This is a genomic window from Gemella taiwanensis (assembly GCF_054054385.1).
Genome location: NZ_JBSMTL010000002.1, coordinates 75,331 through 98,430, shown reverse-complemented (window position 1 = coordinate 98,430; position 23,100 = coordinate 75,331). Strand labels below are relative to the sequence as shown.

Here is a 23,100-nt window from a genome sequence, read left to right as displayed (position 1 = left end):
GTTTTTCCTTTCTGCTTATTCTCCAATTACTGTAGTTAAAGTTCCAATACCTTCAACAGTGATTTTAATTTCATCACCTGTTTGTAAGAATCTTGGTGGATTTTGTGCTGCACCTACTCCTGCTGGAGTACCAGTAGCAATAATATCACCAGCTTCTAATGGAACAATTTTACTAATTTCTGCCAATACATCATCAACTCTAAATAACATTTCAGATGTCATAGCATTTTGTTTAATTTCTCCATTAATTTTTGTTACGATACTCATTGATTCAGGTGAACTAACTTCATCTTTAGTTACTAAATAAGGACCTACTACTGCTGATTTTTCTAATGATTTACCTAAGAAAAATTGTCCGTGTTTATATTGTAAATCTGTAGCAGTAATATCATTCATGATTGTGTAACCGAAAATATAATCTAAAACTAAAGGTCTTAGAATGTTTTTACCTGGTTTAGCTATTACCACAGCAAGTTCTCCTCCGAAGTCTAAGCTATCTGTAATATTTTTGTGAGATGGAACTACTTCATTATTTCCAGCTAGAGCTGTTGTTGCTTTCGTAAAGATAAGAACATCTTTAGGAGTTTTAGCAAGCTCATCTCCAAGTTCATTAACATGAGCCTCATAATTGTGTCCAACACAAAGAATATTTTTTGGTGTTCTTGTAATTGGTGAACGCCAAATTATTTTATCAAATGGTACTTTATAACTTTCAGCTTTACCACTTTCTTCAACTAATTTTAGTACTTTTCTAATTTTTTCAATGAAAGAAACTCCATATACTTCAATTGCTTCTCTTAAAGTCGCAGGTATTTTATCAGTATTATCAAAATCTTCTAGTACTTTAATTAGATTCCATGCACTTTCTTCACGTTTTACTTTTACTCCATATAATTCATTATCGTTATAACTGAATGATAAAAATTTCATAGTTGCCTCCTCGACTGTTATAATTTCTTTAAGTTATTATACCATACTTTTAGTAATATTACTATAGAATAATTCAAAAAAATTAAGTTATCCGTATATTTATTTATATAAAATAAGGATAACTTAATAATTTATAAATTATTTTTCAAATTGTTTATTACATCTTTTGGAATACCTAATTTTAATAGTCTTTCTTCAGATGCTTCTTTAATTTCTTCGATTGAAGAAAATGTTTTTAGTAAGAGATTCTTTCTCACTTTTCCAATACCTTGAATATTGTCTAAACTAGAATTGTACATATTTTTAGTTTTAATTGCTCTATGATAAGTAATAGCAAATCTATGTACTTCATCTTGTATTTGTTTTAAGAATAAATATTCTGATGATGTTTTAGGAAACTCAATTATTTCATAATCATCTGTAATTATATATTCAGTAATATGCTTATCATTTTTTGCTAAACCAATAATTTTAACTTGAGTCAAACCAAGCTTCTCATGAACAATTTCTATCGCAGCATTAAGATGATTTTTTCCTCCATCGACAATTAATAATTCTGTATTAGTTTTCTTATCTTTATAGTTTCTATACAAAACTTCTTTCATCGTCTGAACATCATTTATTCCCATAGATTCATCAATTTTAAATTTTCTATAGTTATATGTATTTTTTTTTCCATTTGTAAAATTTACTTTTACCGATACGGCATCTACACCCATAATATTAGAGTTATCAAATGCATCAATACTATCTATTGATTTAACACCTAGTTTCTCTGCTATATTATTTAAAGTTACTTGCAATTTACGTTCTTTTAGCTCTTCAATGGCTAAATTATTGTTTAAATAATGAGAAGCATTTTCTTTTACAGTGTCCAGTATTTTCCTATGATTTCCTCTTTTAGGAATTATAACCTTACAATCAACTACATTTGATAATAAATTGTCATCAACTTCATCAATATAGATTTCTTTAGGTAATTTATTCATAGCATAGTATTGAATTAAATAAGAATATAAAATTTGATCTGGACTGTCGTATAGATTAAAATATTCAACTTTACGTTCAATAATATTACCTAATCTAGATAAAAATATTTGAATACAGATATAATCATTATTAAAACTATATCCTATGTAATCACGATCAATATTATTGCTATCTGCAACAACTTGATTCTGCACTGAAACCTCAATCGATTTTATATAACTATGAATCTGACCTGCGGCTTCGAACTCAAGATTTTTAACATGATCTTGCATTTTATTATTTAAGTCTTCTAAAATTTCTTTAGTATTACCAGTTAGAAATGATTTTATTTTATTAATCTGAGTTTTATATTCATCAGGTGTAATTTTTTTAGCACATGGACCTATACATTCACCTATTTGATAATACATACATGGACGTTTTTCTACAGGATTACACTTTCTAAGTGGATAAATTTTATCAAGAATCTTTTTTACTTCCATAGCAGATTTGATATCAACATATGGACCAAAATAAATATTTTTATTACTCTTTTTATATTTTCTAGTCATTAATAACCTTGGATGTTCTTCCTTAGTAATCATCAAATAAGGGTAACTCTTATCATCTTTTAATCGAATATTAAAGTACGGTCTATATTTTTTTATTAAGTTGTTCTCAAGTAATAATGCTTCCTTCTCTGAGTTTACTATAATGTATTCAAAATCTTCGATTTTTGAAACTAAAGTTTGTGTTTTTTTATTGTGAGTTCCTGTAAAATAACTTTTTACTCTATTCTTTAAATTTTTAGCTTTACCTACATAAATTATTTCTCCAATATTATCTTTATATAGATAACAACCAGGATTATCTGGAAGTAATTCTAATTTTTTTTGTAATGTTAAATTCATTATTATCACCATTTAATTGTATGTTAACTTTTTAAAAAAGGGAGTGACTCAAAAATCGTGATTTCATAGAAATCGATTTTGTCGAGTCACCCCCGCACAGTTTATTAGATATCTAAAAAGCTTACCCAAAGCAAATTTAGATATCAATAAACCACTGCGTCTATGAGTTCTCATGTAAACTATTTTTAAAATCTAGAACTTTTGGGTTAACCCCTTTCATCATCATAATCTAGCTATTATCTCTTCTGTCATTATTATTAACATTAGTTGAAGAGTTTGTATTTCTTGAAGATGAATTATTAGAGTTATTATCATTATTTGTTCTAGGATCAGTATCAGAATCGTCTCTTGAAGTTTTCTTCTCTTTTCCTTTAGAAATTATAATTTCAAGTGATTCCTCACTAGGAATTATACTAGATCCACTTCTTATACTTTGAGAAATTACTGTACCAGCTTCTTTGTCTGAGTATTCTTCTTTATATGAAACATTTTTGAATCCATAAGAAGCAATTATACTTTCAGCTCTACTACTTTCTTCACCGACTAAATTAGGCATAGAAACTTTTTTCTTACCACTTGAAACTTGGATAATTAGTTCTTTTTCCTTTGGAACAATTTCTGTACCCGCTGGGATATTTTGAGAAACTACTTTACCTGTATCATATCTGTCGCTTTCAACTTTCTCAACAGTAATATTTTTAAATCCTAGTTTTGATGCGTTTCTTCTAACATTTTCTTCGTCTATACCAACAAAGTTAGGCATGTCGACAGTTTTCTTACCAGAAGATACTCGTAAGTCCACTTTGGAACCTTTTCTTACTTTTTTGCCAGCCTTAGGATCACTATCAATTACTGTTTTTTCTTTAACATCATCACTTGCTACTTCAGTAATATCTCCAACTTCTAAGCCAGCCTTAACAATAGTAACTTTTGCTTCTTCTAAAGTCTTATTACGGACATCAGGGGCAGAGACACTATTAGCACCTATTAAATAGTTATATGTGAAAAATGCTCCAACAATAATTACTACCATTGCTAGTATTGCGAAGAATATGTGTTTAGCCTTAGAAGTTTGCTCCTTATCATTTTTCTTACTTACACTATTATAACTATTTTTGTACTGTTTATTCTGATATTCCATATTGTTATTGTTATTTTGACGTTGATCCTCTTCATAATCATAATAATCATCTTCTTCATTATAGTTATTATAATCTGAATAACCATGAGGAACATCAATAGGATTTCTATCAATGTATTGAGTTTGATTATAGTTGTTATTTTGAACTGGTTCTGTTGGTATTTTGAATCCTGTATATTTATTTTCGTGTAATCGTTCTGGATTTAATACAGTACTTAAATCTTCAAATAACTCCTTCGAACTTATGTATCGTTCGTTAGGGTTTTTCATTGTGGCTTGAAGTACGATATTTTTTACACTTTGAGGTACATTATCTCTATACTTATCGATATCAGGAAGTTCTTCTTGCAAATGTTTTAAAGCGATAGCAACCGCTGATTCACCTTTGAAAGGTATTTGACCTGTTATCATTTCAAAAATAAGAATACCAAGAGAATATATATCACTTTGAGCTGTAGCAACATTCCCACGAGCTTGTTCTGGAGATAAATAATATACAGTCCCTAACATTTGATTTGTTTGAGTTAATGTAGTATCTCCGTACGCTCTAGCGATACCAAAATCAGTAATCTTACATGTTAAATTCTCATTCATTAATATATTTTGAGGTTTAATGTCTCTATGAATAATACCATTCTGATGGGCATGACTAAGTCCCGCTGCAATTTGTTTAGCTATATGAACAATTGTTTCGATTGGCATACGTGGATTTTTTATCATGTAGTCTTTTAAAGTCATTCCTTCTACATACTCAAGTATCAGATAGTAAAATTCTCCTTCGTTCTCTACGTCATAAATAGATACTATATTAGGATGAGAAAGACTTGTTACTGCTTTCGCCTCTCTATTGAATCTTTTTACTGCATCTTCATCATTAGCATCAATTTTAAATGTTTTAATAGCTACTTGTCTATCTAAAATCGTATCATAACCTAACCAAACAGTGGCCATTCCACCTGTACCTAGATGATCTAAAATTTTATATCTATTACATATAATTTTATTTATCATGGTTTACACCCCCTAGATTTTTTATTATAGCTACAGATATATTATCTACTCCTCCGCGATTAACACACAATTCTATAAGTTTTTCTACAGATATTGATAATTCATTGTTTCTAACTATATCTTGAATTTCTTCATTTTCCATCATGTTCGTTAGACCGTCAGAACATAGTAAAAAATAATCATATTTGCTTAAATCATCAATGAAAGTATGTAAATTAATATTATCTCTTGTAGCTAATGCTTGAGTTAGTACATGGCGTTCTGGATGAGTTTTTGCTTCTTCTTGTGTTATAGCCCCAGCACTTATTAAGGCTCCAACAAATGAATCTTCCACAGTAACTACACTCATCTCATTATCTTTAGTCAAACCATAAGCGCTACTATCACCAATATTATAAACAACAACTTGATTGTCAAATGTAGCTAATGTGACAATAGTAGTTCCCATTTTTTTATTCTTTTCTTGTGACTTGTTAAATAATTCTAAATTCAATTTTTCTATTTTATCACAAAGCCAATTTTTCATATTATTAAAATTAGCAAATGTTAAATTCTGCCACTCTTTTTCTAGAGTCGCCACAATATAATTACTCGAATATGCTGCATTACTATGGCTACCAACACCATCACAAACAACTGCAAGAACTTCACCTTGTTTATTTTTCATAACAGCAATTGCATCCTCATTTTTTTCTTTTCTTCCTTTATTACTATTATACGAATATACTAGTGGCATCTGGAATTCCTCCTTTTACCTCATCCTTACGTTCTTTAGCACGAAGTTGTCCACACGCAGCATCAATATCATCACCTTGAGTTCTTCTAATTGTAACATTAACCTTATTTTTCTTAAGTATTTTTTCAAATGCAAAAATATCGCTCTTACTAGTTCTAACGTAGTTACGTTCTGGTACATAGTTAATTGGGATTAAGTTAACATGACAGTTTAGACCTTTAATAATCTCCGATAATTTCTCTGCATGTTCTTTTTGATCGTTTACTTTACCCATTAGACCATATTCAAAAGTAATACGACGATTAGTAGTTTCTTGATAATATTTTAATGCTTCCATAAGTTTGTCAATATTATAAGCTCTGTTTACTGGCATGATTTTACTTCTTAATTCATTAGTAGGTGCGTGTAAAGAAACCGCGAAGTTAATTTGAACTTTTTCATTCGCAAAATCATAAATTTTCGGCACAATCCCAGAAGTTGAAACAGTAATGTGTCTAGCTCCAATGTTGAAACTTTCATCACTATTTACTATTCTAATAAAATCCATCATCTCATCGTAGTTTTCAAATGGTTCACCAATTCCCATGATTACGATACTAGAGATACGTTCACCTTTTTTATCCAGTTCCTGTTGAACTTTTAACACTTGAGAAACTATCTCACCCGCTTCTAAATTACGTTTTAAACCACCAAGTGTTGAAGCACAGAAAGTACAGCCGATACGACATCCAACTTGTGTTGTTACACAAAGAGAATTACCGTATTTATTTTTCATGAGTACACTCTCAATTGTATATTTGTCTTGTAGCTCAAATAAGAACTTCATAGTACCATCAGCTGATTCTTGTTTAATTATTGTTTTTAAAGTTGTAATTTCGAACTCTTCAGCGAGTTTTTCTTGTAAAGATTTAGGTACATTTTTCATTTCTGAAAAATCTGTAACTCTCTTTTTATATAACCAATCATAAATTTGCTTAGCTCTAAATTTTTTCTCACCAATACTTACAATATATTCTTCTAATTGATCTAGTCTTAAAGAATATATTGACATTTTATCAAAATCTTTTAACCATCTTGACTTTTTATAACCTTTAAAATCTGAAATTAACATTTTGCCTCCATTTTTTTAAGTTTTGCTATAAAGAATCCATCGCAACTATACTCATCGGGTAGTATTTCTAATACACCATTGTCTCTTGTTTTTACTATACTATTATTTAGAGTTATTTTCTCTAAAATAAAATCTCTGTTCTCTTTTAAAAACTTCTCAATATTTTGTATGTTTTCTCTCTTATCAATTGTACAAGTAGAATACAAAAGTGTTCCGCCTTGCTTTACATAATGTTTACTATTTTCTAAAATCTCATACTGAAGTTTTGCGATATCTTCAACATATGCATTTGTGATTTTATATTTAATTTCGGGTTTATTTTTAATAACCCCAATTCCTGAACAAGGGACATCACATACTACTATATCAAATTTATCAGTGAATGAATCGTTCGTTAATGTTGCATCTTGTTCTTTTACTTGAATATTAGTTATTCCAAGTTTTTCTTTATTATCTTCTATTAATTTTAGCTTATGTATATATTTATCACATGAAATTAAACTAGAATTAAAATACTTACTCGCTATATGAAGACTTTTACCTCCTGGAGCAGCACAAGTATCTAGTATTTTGTATTTATTATCTAATGGTAAACCAATTGATGTAGCTACTAACGCACTTGCCTCATCTTGTATAATATAATATCCTTTTGTGAATAAACTACTATCTAGGTTTAATTTATTTAAAACTAGGCTATCTTCACAGATTTCACTCTCGCTAACAGCATCACCTAATTTTTCTATTAGCTCTTTCTTAGTGATTTTTAAAGGATTATATCTAATACTATTTTTACTCTTCTCATTAAAAGATACAACAATTTTTTGAGCTTTTTCTACTCCGTATTGTTCTTTAAGTATATTGTATAATTCGTTAGGGCAACTATTTTCTATACAAAATTGTTCTGTATTATTTCTATATTTTAGATCTAGATTACTAGCATGTCGTTCAATATTTCTAAGAATACCATTTACGAATTTTCCTGTGATATTACCTGCAACTTTCTTACTTAGTTTAACAGCTTCATCAATAACTGCGAAATTCGGAGTTTTATCCATATACAGTAATTGATAAATACTCATTGATAAAATCACTTTAACCTTTGGTTTAACTCTACCTTTTGAATAGCTTTTAAGAATATGTTCAAGATATATTTTATTTTTTATAGTGCCGTACACTACTTCGCTAATAAATCTTTTATCTTGCTCTTGAATCTTATACTGATTAAAGTACTTATTTAACGTAATATTACTATAACCATCTTCTTGAATGATTGTATAAAGTACTTCATAAGCAATCTGCCTAGCATTTATGCTATTCATTGTTTTCACCTAAAATTGTACCTACATAATCTTTCTTATTAGATAAGAAATTTACCACTGGCATGCGCTTTTTACCAGATACTTGAAGTTCATGTACTTTTAGTATTGTTTCATTCCCACATAAAACATAGATGTTTTTCTTATCTTGCTTAACAATTGTTCCTACTTTACTATAACTAGATTGTTCTTCTAATTCAACAACTTCACTAGACCAGATCTTTAACACATTACCATCTAAGTATGTAAACGCCCCTGGTGTAGGATCTAATGCACGAACTTTATTAAATACCTCTCTTGCCGATGTATTCCAATCAATTTTTTCATCTTCTCTTAAAATATTTCTTGCAAAAGTAGCTTGCTCGTCATCTTGTTTTTCAGGTGCTATGTCACCACTAAAAATCTTTGGTAAAGTTTCGTTTAGTAAATCACGTCCAGCTACTGAAAGTTTATCATGTAGTGACTCATAGTTATCGCTATCTAAAATATCAACTTCAACTTTTGAAATCATGTCTCCTGCATCTAGTTTTTTAACCATATACATAATAGTGATACCTGTTTTCTTATGATCTTCTAATATCGAATATTGAATAGGTGCTCCACCTCGTAATTTAGGTAATAAAGACCCGTGAACATTTATACATTTATGTTTTGGAATTTCTAATATTTTTTCAGGTACAAGCTGCCCATATGCAGCAGTAATAATTATATCAGGATTCAGCTCTTTTAATGTATTATATGTCTCTTCATCTGTAGATATTTTTTCAGGTTGTAATACCTTAATATTATTATCTAATGCCACGACTTTTACTGGCGGTGGTGTTAATACTTTTTTCTACCAACTTTTTTGTCTGGTTGGGTAATTACTAAATCTACCCCATAATTTTCAATTAACATTTCTAAAACAGGAACCGCAAACTTTGGAGTTCCCATAAATACTATCTTTTTCTTGTTCATTTATTTCTCCTAATAAAGAATTTAATCTTACTAATTATACCATATTTTTTTATATTCTTCTATTATTAGCCGGTTTTTAGTATCCTAGTTAATAATTATTATTATTATTATTAGATTCAAAGTTCAATAAAAACCTTTTGTTTTCTAATCCAGCAGCATAACCAGTTAAACTTCCATTTGTACCTATAACCCTGTGACAAGGAATAAATATTAACAATGGATTATGTCCTACTGCTCCTCCAACTGCTTGAGATGACATAGTATCTATAGCCTGAAGTTCTGCAATTTTCTTAGAAATATATTTATAAGTAACTACTTCACCATACGGAATATCTTTTAGTAACGACCAAATTTGTTTCCTAAAAGCTGTTCCTATCATTTTTATAGGTATATTTTCCAAACCAGGTTTCTCATTATTAAAATAACTCTCTAACCATAATCTCGCTTCATTAAATATTTCTAAACCATTATTAAATTCGTACATATCTAAATCATCAGGAAAATACCTTTGCTCCTCTAAACAACATCCACATAGATGGATACCATCAGAAATTAAATATAGAAGACCTATCTTACTTTTATACGTGCAATAATACATTCAAAACTCCTTTAATTATTTATATTATAATTATTATAACAAAAAAGAGAGTATGATTAAAAAATCATCTCTCGATTTATTATTATTTATCTTCTTCCTTATAAATTTTAAATAATAAGAATACAACTCCTACACAAATAAAGCAATCAGCCAAGTTGAATATAGGAAAATCATAGCCAAAAATTCTAAAATCTAGGAAATCAACAACTTCATGTCTAGTTAATCTATCAATAAAATTACCAATTGCTCCTCCATAAATTAGAGAAAAAATAGCTTTATCAAAACTCGATAATATATTTCTTTGTTTAACTAAATAATATGTTAAAATAGCAATAAAAATTATCGTAACAACTATAAAAAATATACGGCTATCTTGTAAAATTCCCCATGCGGCTCCTCTATTTCTATGAGATGAAATACTAAAGAAATTAACTATAACTTCCTTACTTTCACCTAATGTAAAATGATTAACTATAAAATTTTTACTAAGTTGATCTAGCAATATTAGAAAACACGCCAGTATAAATATAATTAGCATAGTCCTTCTCCTCTTATTTTAATACTAATAATTTTTCTAATTCGGGGTCAATAAAACGCTCCCCTCTTGCAGGGAGTTTATAACGACCTAAATGAATTAATTGATGATGTATTTTCCCCCAACTTTCCATAGGAAATACACTCATCAGATTTTTTTCGACTTGAAGCGGACTATCATTTATATCCGCAAGACCAAACATTTTTGCAACTCTTTCTACATGAGTATCAACTGCTATAGCAGGTATATTAAAACCAACAGAAAGAACAACATTCGCTGTCTTTCTACCTACACCGGGTAAAGTTTCTAATTCCTCTCTAGTTTGTGGAATTTTATAGTCATAAACGTCTCTAAGCATATTAGCCATTCCAACAATATTTTTTGACTTAGCTTTATAAAGACCTAATGTACGAATATATTTTTCAATGTCTTCTACTTTAGCATCAGCATAGTCATCAATAGTTTTATAATTTTCAAATAATCCTACTGTAGCTCTATTAACATACTCATCTTTACATTGGGCAGACAACAGAACAGCAATAATTAATTCTAAATGGTTAGAAAAATCTAATTCACATTCAACATTAGGAAATACTTTATCCAAATAATCCATTACTTTTTTTGCTTTAATCTTTTTTTGTCTATTTGTTAAACCAGTCATAACCTAAATTACTTCCACTTTCTTTTTTTATTTCTTTACTAACTTTATTGTTTAAAATACCATTAACATAACTAATATTTTTCGAGATAGTTAATGCCTCATCGATTTCTGTTTTTGTATATTTTCTTTCGAACCATGAAGACACTATATCCATCTCTTTTGAAGTTAATATTTTTCCTGTTACTTTCTCAACTAATCTTAAAAGTTCACGTAATGTATAATAATCATCTTTATTATTAAATACTATAAAGTCTATTCTACTATCTGGTAAAAGTGCTATTAATTCTTTCTTAATTAAAATATCTAAGAGAGAAAAAATCTGATCTTCAGAATAACTTAATTTTTCCTTGAAAACTTCTATTGAAAAAGGTATCTTCCCTTGATTTGTCAAATAACTTATCTGAAGAAGAAACATTGCTTCCTCTCCAGATAAGTTATGAGAAGTATAATTCATTAAAAAATCAGCATCAACTAAAAGACCTTTTATATTGATATTGATCATATTAAACTCCTATGGTGTTAGTCTGTTTAATAAACGTGGGAATGGAACAGTTTCACGAACGTGGCCGTTACCAGTAATCCAAGCAACTGTTCTTTCCAACCCTAAACCAAATCCTGCATGTTCAACAGAACCATATTTACGTAAATCTAAATACCAACCATAAGCATCAAGATTTAAATCATGTTTCTTAATATTTTCTAATAGTTTATCATAATCGTCAATACGTTGAGAACCACCAATAATTTCTCCATATCCTTCTGGAGCTATTAAATCCGCACATAATACTACACCAGGTTCATTTGGATCTTCAATCATGTAGAATGGTTTAATATCTAATGGCCAGTGAGTAATAAACACTGGTTTATTATAGCTATTAGCTATAAACGTTTCATGTGGTGACCCAAAATCGTCCCCGTATTCAATGTCGTCAAATCCATTTTCTTTTAATAACTTGATTGCATCTTTATATTTAATACGAGGGAATTCTCCTCTAGCATTTTCTAATGCTTCAATGTCACGACCTAGTACTTTAAGCTGTTCTTGACATTTTTCTAATACATCAGTTAATAAATGATTAACAAAAGCTTCTTGTAAAGCTAAACTTTCATCATGATTACAGAATGCCATTTCAGCTTCAATCATCCAGAACTCGATTAAGTGACGACGAGTTTTAGATTTTTCAGCTCTAAATGTAGGTCCAAATGAGAATACTTTACCAAACGCCATTGCTGTAGCTTCTAAGTATAATTGACCTGACTGAGAAAGGTAAGCTTCTTCGTCAAAGTATTTAGTGTTGAATAATTCTGTTGTTCCTTCAGGAGCTGAAGATGTTAAAATTGGTGGATCAGTTTTTAAGAAACCTTCTTTTTCAAAGAAATCATAAGTAGATTTAATGATTTGATTTCTAATTGTTAAAATAGCATGTTGTTTTTTAGAACGAATCCAAATGTGACGATTATCAGCTAAAAATTCTACTCCATGCTCTTTTGGAGTAATAGGATAATCAACTGCTTCAGAAATTACTTCGAAATCTTCTATCTCTAACTCAATTCCAGAAAGTTCTCTTTCATTTTCTTTAATTAACCCAGTTACTTTTAATGAAGTTTCTTGTGGTAAGTGACGTAATTGTTGATATCTTTCTTCACCTAAAGATTCTTTTAAAGCGATAGCTTGAATAAATCCAGCTCCATATCTTAATTGGAAAAATGCAATTTTACCACTGCTTCTCTTGTTGGCAATCCATGCACCAAGAGTTACTTTTTGACCTAGTTGTTCTTTTAAATTATTAATGTTCAACTTACAGTCCCTCCTATTTTTAATTAATGTTTTGTTCAATTTAAAATTGTCATATATTATATATAAAAACTATTTATATTATAACATAAATTTACTATTTTTTTAATTACGTGTTTTTATTTTTTCTCATCTAATGTTCTAAGTCGCGAAATACTATAATACTTTCAAATATATCTTTAAGATAGTATCGATACTCCAGAATATCCTTCGTCGCGTAACATCTGTAAGATATTTTATTATTTTTTATAACATCATTATATAATTCATTAAAATTATCTTTTATTGAGAAATTATAATATTTTATATAACTTCTTTTTTCTCTTTTGTTAAAATATAAATCCTTATATTTATTACTTTCAAATACATATAGTATTGAGCTTGTAGCTTTTGAATTCAATAATTCCTCATCACCATTACTATAAATATAATGTGCTTTAGCTTTTAGATTTAAATATTTATGGTTTCTAGAATGAATTATATTAATTAATCCCTTTACTTTCTTATCGTCAACAACTGTTAATTTTAAACTATTTTCTTGATTAAGAACAACGAACTTATATGTGTTTTTAGAGTTTGTAAGTACATCTTTCAATTTTCTCATAAATTTGTATGAAGCTGGTAGTATATCTTTATAAGATTTTATATCATTTAATATAGCCTCCACATCTTGAAGAATAAAACTCAAACTATCATTATATAAGAATAAACTTTCTGATAAATACATTTCATGTAAAAATTTTACAAGTCCATCTATATTATTTCTTAACATTTTAATGTTTTTGTCTTTTGGATTTTTCGACACAGCAACATTTAACTCAATGATAACATTTTTATAGAAGTAATCTTTTGTATTTTTTGAATCAAGTTCACGTCCTAAAATCTTTTTGTTTTCAAAAATAAAAGTATGATTTTTCAAGTTATTATTATCCAATAAATACTCGATTGAATTATAATTTGTAACAATATTTTTATAACTATCGGCAACCCTATTCTTTTCATCAAAATAATAAGATTTAGAGCTTATTAAAATACCATTTCTTATATTATCAATATACAATTTCTCAAGATAAAGTAAATTCAACTCACAAAAGTCCCCAGAATTTGTTTCTAATATCCATACATATAATTTTATTAAAAGTTTATCTAAATTTAAATCTTCTTTTTTAGGGAATAGTTTAAATACATTCAATGGAACATAATTACTCTTTTCTTTTAAAATAACATAATTCCTAATTTTAAAGTTGTCTATATATTTCTTTTCACTGATAGATGAAAACATTATAAACTTATCTTTAAAATTGTTATCATTAACATTATATGATACTTTTTTAAAATCTACACCATCAAAATTAATGAAGTCTTCTTTTTTTATTTTCTTTCCTCTAATTATTCTTTTGCAATATCTAGAAAATTTAAGAGTATTGTAATCTATTTTTTCTAAAAGTACTTCTATCTTTTTAAAATTGTTTGAATTTATATTTGCTATTCTCTTAGAAATTTCTTTTAGTAATTCTACAGTTACCTGTACATCAATCGCGGCATTGTGATATCCATCACCAGAGTATAGAGCAAGAGAATTAGATAAATCAGATAATCTATAACTTTCCTGAGTTGGCATAAATAATCTAGCTAGTTCAACTGTATCTAAAGACATTTTAGCATGATATCTTATTCCTACATCATGAAACCTTTTCTTTAAAATTACATAATCAGATGGTAAGCCGTGACAAACAAGTATATCTTCTTTTATGAAGTCATATAATTCTTTCGCAACATCTTCAAAATATAATTTTTCGCTTAACATATCGTTATTAATACCAGTTAACTCAGTAACAAAAGGTGAGACTTGTTTTTTAGGTTTAATATAATAATTAATAGACTCTATCTCTTTAAAGTTTTGATCTAGTTTTGTTGCAGAAAATTGAATTATTTCTTTTTCCTCAGTTAATTCAATATCCACTACACAAAATAATTTATTCATATATTCTCTCACCTCTCTTTCATTATATCTATCTATTATCTCTTATTTTCATTAAAAAATCTAGTATGTCTTTTTTTGTATTATCTATTTTATATAATATAATATCTTCTTCTAGTTTCTTAATGATTTCCTTTATCCACGGTCCTGCAGGCTTATCTATTATACTTATGATTTCCATTGAAGTTATAGCTATATCATTAAAAGATTTAATTGGTAATTTAATTTTTTCTATATCTTCCTTATCACAATAATTAGAATAACTAGCAATAAAAGTAACATCATTAACATCATAGTTATATAAAATTATTTCTAAAGGAACATTACTACTAAAGTCCTCGTTAATTTTTTCATATATTTTAATCTGTTTAATTTCTTTATTAGATAGTTTTAGTTCTTTTAACTTTTCAAAAGAAATATCATTGATTTTAGATAGGATGTATAAACTTTGACAAAATGTATAATTTGAAAAGTCAATTATTCTAGAAATTTCATCTAGAAAAGGAATATAATTATTCAATTTACTATCTAATAATAATTCTAAACTTCGTTTATTTCCTCTTCCTGTTAATAATTTTCTAAATTCATTTACTATACGCTCAATTGAAACAAATTTTATAAGCTCAGCATTATTTTTTATAGCCTTTAAGGTATTTTCTTCAATTTCAAATCCAAGTTTTGAGGAGAAACGGAATGCTCTTAACATTCTTAGGGCATCTTCAAAAAACCTTTCATTAGGATTATTAACAGTTTTTATTACTTTATTTCTTAAATCTCTCTCTCCACAGTGATAATCATACAATTTCCCGTTACTATCTAGAGCCATGGCATTAATAGTAAAATCTCGTCTATCTAAATCTTCCTTTAAATCACTAACAAACTCTACCTTTTCTGGAGTACGATGATCAATATATTCATCCTCAGTTCTAAAAGTTGTTACTTCAAAACTATCACCATTTACTAATATTGTAACCGTTCCGTGTTGTATTCCTGTATCTATACTTTTTCTAAAGATTTGTTTAACTTCATCAGGTAAAGCATTAGTAGTAATGTCTATATCAGAAAATTCATCATTAAGTAAGTAATCTCTAACGCAACCACCCACAAAATATGCTTCATAACCTGCTTCATTGAATTTTTCCAGTACATTTATGGCACTGTTAAATTTCTCATTAAAGTTATTTATATCCATATTATCCTTTCAAAATAGTAAAGGACTGGAGAAACCCCAGCCCTTTTAATCTCTTATATTATTTAGATAAGTTATAAGTATCTCTAGCAATCATAACTTCTTCATCTGTTGGAATAACAAATGCTTTAACTTTAGAGTCTGCTGTAGAAATTTCTGCAACTTTTCCGCGTACATTGTTTCTTTCTTTGTCAACTTGTACACCTAGGAAAGTTAAACCTTCTAATACTTCTTCACGTACCCATGTAGCATTTTCACCAACACCAGCAGTAAATACGATAGCATCTACACCGTTCATAGCTGCAGCATAAGCTCCAACATATTCTTTAATTCTGTTGATGTAAACATCGATTGCTTCAGCAGCATGTGGATTAGTATCTCTTACAGACTCAACGTCACGTAAGTCAGAAGATAATCCTGAAACTCCTTTTAATCCTGATTCAAAGTTGAAAATACGCACGATTTCTTCAAGAGATAATCCAGTTTTTTGAGCGATATAAGGGATAGTAGCTGGATCAATATCACCAGTTCTAGTACCCATTACTAATCCTGATAATGGAGTGAATCCCATAGAAGTGTCGAATGATTTACCATTTTTAATAGCACAAATTGAAGCTCCGTTCCCAATGTGACAAGAAATAGTTTTAAGTTCTTTTGGATCTTTTCCTAAAATTTCAGCAACTTTTTCCCCAATGAATCTGTGGCTAGTTCCGTGAGCACCATATTTACGAACTCCGTATTTTTCATAAAATTCTCTTGGCACAGCATACATGTAAGTTGATTTTGGCATACTTTGGTGGAATGCTGTATCAAATGTTAATACGTTTGGAACACCTGGTAATTCTTTTTGGAATGAACGAACACCTTTAATATTAGCTGGGTTGTGTAAAGGCGCTAAGTCTTCGATTGAATCTACTTTAGCTAACTCTTCATCATTAACTAATACAGAAGCATCATAGAATTCTCCACCATGAACAACACGGTGTCCAACTCCTTCGATTTCTTTAACATCTTTTACAATTCCTAATTTAGTTAATTTTTCAAGTAACATTTCGATTGCCACATCGTGATTTGGAATATCTAATGTTTCTTTATTTTTTTCACCGTTGAATTCGATAGTGAATACACTATTTTCAATACCGATTCTTTCAACTAGTCCTTTTGTAATAACTTTTTCTTCAGGCATTTCAAATAATTGAAATTTTAAAGATGAACTTCCTGAGTTAATAGCTAAAATCTTTGTCATAAGTATATATCTCCTCTTACTCTATTTACATTATATAGTCTATTATCTCATTAATTATAATTAATTACAAGAGTTATTTATAACTTTATAATAAAAAATTTACAAAAAAACTGATAACTAGAATACGCTATCTATATTTTAGTTATCAGTTTTATAAGTTTTTATGTTTTTTTAGCGAATATAAAAATATTTTGATTACAGCATTTAAGAAGTGAATGTACTACTTACTACTACCCATCCGCTATTTTCACTATGTTCAAGTTCACCTCTTGCGTTTACTCTATATTTCCCTACTATACTTCCGTTTTTTTTCAGATTAACATAGGCTAAATGATCGCTACCTAACCAAACATCATATGAAAAATCAGAAGTTGAAGAATTACGAGAAAATTCTTTAATATAAATAGCCCTTGCCCAATCACCGACTTGAGTATCTGTAAGTTCTTTAGTATTCACCGAACTATCTTCTCTAAGTACTATACTACTTGAAGAAGACTTACTATCTTTGCTACTATTATCTTTTGATTTTTCACTTAACCCTTTTACTGTATATGAACGTTTGAATTCACCTTTAAGTTCTAGTTTTTTTGCATCAGCAGAAGATTTACTTAGACTTATTGTTACTTCAACTTTTTCTCCATTTTTTAAGTTATTTGATTTACTATAAGTTATAGTAGGTTCTTGTAGAAATTGTGTTACACTTCCGTCTGCATTTTCTACTGTTGGAATTTTCTTAATATCTGCTGCTGCAGTTCCATCTCCATCAGTTCCGTATGGCTTAAATTCTATTTCATACTGATTAAGATCAACTACCGCCTTCTTATTAACAATATATTTGTTATATGCAAAATATCCAGATATTGCTATAAGTCCAATAATCAAAAAACTAACCAATAGTATTATACCTGTTCTTTTCTTAGGTTCTGCGTATTCTTCATATACTGGATTAAAATTATTATCATTTTGTTCATAATACTCCTGGTTATTAGTTTGGAATTGATTATTATCATTATATGTATTATAATTCATATTTTGATCTTGATAATTTATATCGTAACTATTTAAGCCTTCATTATATTGATCGTTATACTCAGTATTTTGATTTTGTAAGTTACCATTATAATTAACATCTTGACTATATTGACCATTATACATTTCTTGATTTTGATAATTATCGTTATAGATTTGACTTTGGTCATAATTATTCTCATTATAATTCAAGAATTCCTGGTTTTGGTAATTATCATAATAATTTGTATTCTGATCCTGATAACCATTGTTAGATTCGTTGTTATTATATCTTTGATTATTATTACTCATAACTAAACTCCTATACTTCGTTACACTATTTCTATCTAAAATTTATTTTTTATACTTCACTTATAATATTAACATAACTCTAACAATTTTTCTATAACAACCATATTTTGACATAAAATAAAAAGACTATAAGACTAACTTTCATCAAAATTATAATTCTAATTTAAGTATATTTTATAATCCTTTTATTTATTATTCGCTAATTAAGTTTTCTAACTGTCTCGTTGCAGATTCAATTTCATATCCATGTTTTCTAATTTTCTCATGCCTGGATTTTATTATACAACCTTAAGAACTCTGAAAATCTATTCATAGATTTTCAGAGTTCAAAATATAATTTATTATCCTATTGATCCTTCCATCTCAAATGAAATTAATCTGTTTAATTCTACAGCGTATTCCATTGGAAGTTCTTTCGTAAATGGTTCGATGAATCCCATAACTATCATTTCTGTAGCTTGTCCTTCATCAAGACCTCTACTCATTAAGTAAAATAGTTGTTCTTCTGATACTTTAGATACTTTTGCTTCGTGTTCTAATGATACGTTAGAGTTTTTAACTATGTTGTAAGGAATAGTATCTGAAGTTGAGTATTCATCTAAGATTAATGTATCACATTCAATGTTTGATCGAGATCCTTCTGAGTTTTTACCGAAGTGAATCCATCCACGGTAGTTAACTTTTCCACCACGACGAGACATTGATTTAGAAACAACAGTAGATGATGTTCTAGGCGCTAGGTGAATCATCTTAGAACCCGCATCAAGTACTTGTCCTTCACTAGCCATTGCAATAGATAGTGTACTTCCACTTGCTCCTTCACCAACTAAGATACAAGCTGGATATTTCATTGTTAATTTAGAACCTAAGTTTCCATCTACCCATTCCATTGTCCCGTTTTTCTCAACAATCGCACGCTTAGTAACTAAGTTATAAACGTTTGTTGACCAGTTTTGAATAGTCGTATATCTAAAACGAGCATTTTCTTTAATAAAGATTTCTACTACAGCAGCATGTAGTGAACTAGCTGAGTAAGTTGGAGCAGTACATCCTTCTACATAGTGAAGAGAAGAGTTTTTTTCAATAATAATTAAAGTACGCTCAAACTGCCCCATTTTCTCACTATTAATTCTAAAGTACGCTTGAAGCGGTGCTTCTACAGATACATTTTCTGGACAGTAGATGAATGATCCACCTGACCATACTGCAGAGTTTAATGCAGCGAATTTATTATCATTAAAATCAACAGCTTTTGAGAAGTATTCTTTAAAAATTTCTTCATGATTTTTTAATGCTGTATCAGTATCTTCAAAGATAATTCCTTTTTCTTCGAATTGTTTATGCATATTATGATAAACTACTTCTGATTCATATTGTGCAGATACACCTGCTAAGTATTTTTGTTCAGCTTCTGGAATACCAAGTTTTTCAAAAGTATTTTTAATTTCTTCTGGTACTTCATCCCAAGAACGCTCTGTTTTTTCTGATGGTTTTACATAGTATGTTAAATCCTCAAAATCGATTTCTGATAAGTCTCCACCCCATGTAGGCATCGGCATTCTATAGAACTCTTTTAATGCATTTAGACGATATTCTAACATCCATTGTGGTTCTTCTTTTCTTTCAGAAATTGTCTTGACGATTTCTTTTGTTAATCCTTTATCAGTTTTGAATATAGATACATCTTTATCTGAAAATCCATACTGATAATCGGTAAACATTTCTTCATTTTTATTCAATGCAATCACTCCTTTTTCTATTTATTTTCTTCTAATATTTTTTCTGTAATTTTCCATGCAAGAGTTGCACATTTTACCCTAGCTGGAAGTTGAGAAATATTTTGTAATGAAATACTATCTTCTAAGTTTTCTTCATTAAATTCATTTCCCATTATCATATTTAAAAAGTCTTTAATTTTGGCATTTGCTTTTTCTACTGATAGACCTTTTAGTTCTTCTGTTAACATTGAAGCTGAAGCTAACGAAATAGAACAACCAGTCCCAACAAATTTGATATCCTCAATAATATCATCAACTAATTTCATACTAACAGTTATTTTATCACCACATGAAGGATTTAACATCTCTAGCTTATAACTATTTTCTATTACTCCATTATTTCTAGGATGTTTACTATGATCTAAGATTACTTGTTTATATAAACTTTTTAAATCACTAAAACTCATTTTCGAAAAACTCCTTCGTTTCTTTTAAAGTTTGAATAAAGAAATCTATTTCTTCTTTTGTATTATATAGATATAGACTCGCTCTCGCTACCGAATATGTTCCTAATTTTCCTAATAATGGTTGTGTACATTGATGACCTGCTCTTATACAAATTCCTTTTTCATCTAAGAAACTAGTTAAGTCATGAGGATGAACACCTACTAAGTTAAAAGATACTAACGAAACTCTGTCTTCGATATTTTTCACACCATATATCTCAATGTTCTCAATTTTAGACAATTCAGAATACATATATTCTGTAAGTTCTTTTGTATACTTTTCTATATTTTCTAATCCAATACTATTTAAATACTTAATAGTTGCAGCTAGTCCAGCAGCTTCAGCTAGAAGTGGTGTTCCCGCTTCAAACTTATCTGGAAGTATAGCCCACGTTGCAGAAGTATCTTCAACAATACCAATCATTCCTCCACCAAATTCTACTGGATCAAATTTTTCTAATAAGCTCTTTTTACCATAAAGCACACCTATACCAGTAGGTCCACACATCTTATGCGCACTAAAAGCTAAAACATCACAATTCATTTTTTGCACATCAATTCTTAAATGTGGTACTGATTGGGCAGCATCTACTACAAAATAAATATCTTTATCTTTTAATAATTCACCAATTTCATATACCGGATTAATATTCCCTAATACATTAGAAGCGTGACATATTGAAACAATTTTAGTTTTTTCTGTAATAAACTCTTTAAGTTGCTTAATACTAATTCTTCCTTCTTCATCTAGTTCTAAATATTTTAAAACTAGATTTTTACGTTTAGCCAGTTGTTGCCAAGGAATAATATTAGCGTGGTGCTCCATGAATGTAAGAATAATCTCATCACCTTCACTAACATCTTGTTCTAGAATTCTTGCTGCAAAATTTAAGCTCTCAGTAGTTCCACTAGTATAAATTACTTCTTCGTAGCTACTAGCATTAATAAATTCTTTTACAAGCTCCTTTGAACCTTCATAGATTTTTTCAGGTTCATCCCCTAATGTGTAAACAGATCTATGAATATTCGAATTATAATTTCTGTAGTAATCTGAAATAGCATCAATTACTTGGTTTGGTTTTTGAGTAGTAGCTCCGTTATCAAAAAATATCAAATCATTATTCGATATCTTTCTTTTTAATATAGGAAAATCTTCTCTATATTTTTTTAAATCTATCATTATTACTCACTCTCATTATTGTTAATTTTTTCGTCAATAAGAATTGTTACAAGTTCTTTGATTTTATCTACTGTTAATTCTGCGATTACAGGTGATAGGAATCCGTGAACTAGTAATCTACTTGATTCTTTTCTTGTTAATCCTCTACTTTGTAAGTAGTATAATTGCTCTTCATCAATACGTCCTAAAGAAGCACCGTGTCCTGCCATAACATCATTCTCATCGATTAATAGCATTGGATTTGCATCAGCTTTTGCTTCAGATGAAAGTGTTAGCATTCGAGAACTTTGATAAGCATTAGAACCTGTTGCTCCTTTAACGATAAATCCTACACCGTTAAATACGATATGTGATCTATCTAGTAATACACCGTGTTGAAGAATATCACCTTTACTGCTTAGTCCTTGGTTAACTACTTCACTGTTGAAGTAAGTTTTTTGTTCTTTAACTCCTAAAGTAACAATCTTAAGGTTAGCTTCAGAACCATCACCAAGAATATTCGTTGTATTATCATGATATACATCTGCCTCATCCATCGCTGCAACATTCCAGTTAATTAATGAATCCCTGTATGTTAATCCACGACGTAAAATAGTTCCACGTTTCTCACCTGGTTGGTTTGTGATAGAGCTATAATTAATTTGCGCTCCCTCATGAGCTACAACTTCAGATACTAAGCTGAATGGAGCTTTGTCTTCTCTTTGATTATTTACATAATTTTCAATGAAGTTAAATTTGGCGTTTTTACCAACTTGGATAGTAACATGGTTAAATATACTTTGTTCTTTATCCGAAATTACAATATATTGAAGTGGTTCTTCTATTACCACATTATCCTTAACATCAATAAATAATCCTGCATTTAATAATGTATAGTGCACAGCCGTCACTTTACTTTCTGCATAATCAACTACACTCATAAAGCTGTCTTTAATATGATTATCATTCATAGCCGAAAAAATATCTTTAATAACTACTTTATCTGCATATTTTTCTGGAATGTTAATATGTACAATAGTGTTATTTTTTTGCACTACAGCAAAATCATCATTATTAATTCCATATTTAGTTATATCTATATTTCCTTCATTTTCTAATCTTAGAGTTGAAAAATCAACATTAAATAAGTTCCATCTTTCTAACTCCATAGACTCTAGTTTTGGAAAAGATAGTGTATAACTTTTATATAACGCTAATTTTCTAGTATTTAAAAACCATTCTGGTTCATTTGTATTTGAAAAAATGCTTTGTAAAGTTTTAATACTTAATTTTAATTTATTATTTTCCAT

19 protein-coding genes and 1 pseudogene are annotated in these 23,100 nt (G+C 28.9%); all 20 read right to left on the bottom strand.

Features of this window, described 5'->3' with window-relative positions; all coding sequences use genetic code 11:
• Positions 1 to 15: 15 nt before the first annotated feature.
• Positions 16 to 930, bottom strand: a complete 915-nt coding sequence (locus ACWOA3_RS02500) for a fumarylacetoacetate hydrolase family protein (protein ID WP_003146075.1) — start codon at positions 928 to 930, stop codon at positions 16 to 18.
• A 131-nt stretch (positions 931 to 1,061) separates the two neighbouring features.
• The gene (uvrC, locus tag ACWOA3_RS02495; protein WP_456883958.1) at positions 1,062 to 2,810 is read right to left on the bottom strand and encodes an excinuclease ABC subunit UvrC; all 1,749 of its coding nucleotides are present in this window, start codon (positions 2,808 to 2,810) and stop codon (positions 1,062 to 1,064) included.
• A 229-nt stretch (positions 2,811 to 3,039) separates the two neighbouring features.
• Positions 3,040 to 4,962 carry a Stk1 family PASTA domain-containing Ser/Thr kinase gene (pknB, locus tag ACWOA3_RS02490; protein WP_456883957.1) on the bottom strand — a complete coding sequence of 641 codons (1,923 nt, stop codon included), beginning with the start codon at positions 4,960 to 4,962 and terminating at the stop codon, positions 3,040 to 3,042.
• A complete protein-coding gene (locus tag ACWOA3_RS02485) occupies positions 4,952 to 5,698 on the bottom strand; it encodes a protein phosphatase 2C domain-containing protein (RefSeq protein ID WP_003146081.1) in 747 nt (248 codons plus the stop codon). Before ACWOA3_RS02485 ends, pknB begins: the two co-directional genes overlap by 11 nt.
• The gene (rlmN, locus tag ACWOA3_RS02480; protein WP_314990783.1) at positions 5,676 to 6,809 is read right to left on the bottom strand and encodes a 23S rRNA (adenine(2503)-C(2))-methyltransferase RlmN; all 1,134 of its coding nucleotides are present in this window, start codon (positions 6,807 to 6,809) and stop codon (positions 5,676 to 5,678) included. Before rlmN ends, ACWOA3_RS02485 begins: the two co-directional genes overlap by 23 nt.
• The gene (gene rsmB, locus ACWOA3_RS02475; RefSeq protein ID WP_456883956.1) at positions 6,803 to 8,128 is read right to left on the bottom strand and encodes a 16S rRNA (cytosine(967)-C(5))-methyltransferase RsmB; all 1,326 of its coding nucleotides are present in this window, start codon (positions 8,126 to 8,128) and stop codon (positions 6,803 to 6,805) included. The genes rlmN and rsmB overlap by 7 nt, the downstream gene beginning before the upstream one ends.
• A pseudogene (gene fmt, locus ACWOA3_RS02470) lies at positions 8,121 to 9,082 on the bottom strand (methionyl-tRNA formyltransferase). Before fmt ends, rsmB begins: the two are co-directional and overlap by 8 nt.
• An 88-nt stretch (positions 9,083 to 9,170) precedes the next feature.
• The gene (locus ACWOA3_RS02465) at positions 9,171 to 9,680 is read right to left on the bottom strand and encodes a methylated-DNA--[protein]-cysteine S-methyltransferase (RefSeq protein ID WP_456883955.1); all 510 of its coding nucleotides are present in this window, start codon (positions 9,678 to 9,680) and stop codon (positions 9,171 to 9,173) included.
• An 82-nt stretch (positions 9,681 to 9,762) separates the two neighbouring features.
• A complete protein-coding gene (gene lspA / locus ACWOA3_RS02460; protein WP_442566313.1) occupies positions 9,763 to 10,218 on the bottom strand; it encodes a signal peptidase II in 456 nt (151 codons plus the stop codon).
• 13 nt (positions 10,219 to 10,231) lie between these two features.
• Positions 10,232 to 10,876: an endonuclease III gene (gene nth, locus ACWOA3_RS02455; RefSeq protein ID WP_456883954.1), complete on the bottom strand. Its 645-nt coding sequence runs from the start codon at positions 10,874 to 10,876 to the stop codon at positions 10,232 to 10,234.
• Positions 10,857 to 11,378, bottom strand: a complete 522-nt coding sequence (locus ACWOA3_RS02450) for a DnaD domain-containing protein (protein ID WP_003146091.1) — start codon at positions 11,376 to 11,378, stop codon at positions 10,857 to 10,859. Before ACWOA3_RS02450 ends, nth begins: the two co-directional genes overlap by 20 nt.
• Before the next feature lie 9 nt (positions 11,379 to 11,387).
• A complete protein-coding gene (asnS, locus tag ACWOA3_RS02445; protein WP_271965376.1) occupies positions 11,388 to 12,674 on the bottom strand; it encodes an asparagine--tRNA ligase in 1,287 nt (428 codons plus the stop codon).
• Positions 12,675 to 12,804: 130 nt separating this feature from the next.
• Positions 12,805 to 14,655: a 3'-5' exonuclease gene (locus tag ACWOA3_RS02440; protein ID WP_456883953.1), complete on the bottom strand. Its 1,851-nt coding sequence runs from the start codon at positions 14,653 to 14,655 to the stop codon at positions 12,805 to 12,807.
• A gap of 28 nt (positions 14,656 to 14,683) precedes the next feature.
• Positions 14,684 to 15,844: a CCA tRNA nucleotidyltransferase gene (locus ACWOA3_RS02435; RefSeq protein WP_456883952.1), complete on the bottom strand. Its 1,161-nt coding sequence runs from the start codon at positions 15,842 to 15,844 to the stop codon at positions 14,684 to 14,686.
• 58 nt (positions 15,845 to 15,902) lie between these two features.
• A complete protein-coding gene (locus ACWOA3_RS02430) occupies positions 15,903 to 17,087 on the bottom strand; it encodes an acetate/propionate family kinase (RefSeq protein ID WP_442566310.1) in 1,185 nt (394 codons plus the stop codon).
• 204 nt (positions 17,088 to 17,291) lie between these two features.
• Positions 17,292 to 18,407 (bottom strand): hypothetical protein, encoded by a 1,116-nt coding sequence (locus ACWOA3_RS02425; RefSeq protein WP_456883951.1) that lies wholly within the window; start codon positions 18,405 to 18,407, stop codon positions 17,292 to 17,294.
• Positions 18,408 to 18,748: 341 nt separating this feature from the next.
• The gene (gene sufB / locus ACWOA3_RS02420) at positions 18,749 to 20,128 is read right to left on the bottom strand and encodes a Fe-S cluster assembly protein SufB (protein ID WP_035466867.1); all 1,380 of its coding nucleotides are present in this window, start codon (positions 20,126 to 20,128) and stop codon (positions 18,749 to 18,751) included.
• A 35-nt stretch (positions 20,129 to 20,163) separates the two neighbouring features.
• Complete coding sequence (gene sufU, locus ACWOA3_RS02415; RefSeq protein ID WP_003146098.1) at positions 20,164 to 20,592, bottom strand: Fe-S cluster assembly sulfur transfer protein SufU; 429 nt, start codon at positions 20,590 to 20,592, stop codon at positions 20,164 to 20,166.
• Positions 20,582 to 21,808, bottom strand: a complete 1,227-nt coding sequence (locus ACWOA3_RS02410) for an aminotransferase class V-fold PLP-dependent enzyme (protein WP_456884126.1) — start codon at positions 21,806 to 21,808, stop codon at positions 20,582 to 20,584. The genes sufU and ACWOA3_RS02410 overlap by 11 nt, the downstream gene beginning before the upstream one ends.
• A 5-nt stretch (positions 21,809 to 21,813) precedes the next feature.
• Positions 21,814 to 23,100: a Fe-S cluster assembly protein SufD gene (gene sufD / locus ACWOA3_RS02405; RefSeq protein ID WP_456883950.1), complete on the bottom strand. Its 1,287-nt coding sequence runs from the start codon at positions 23,098 to 23,100 to the stop codon at positions 21,814 to 21,816.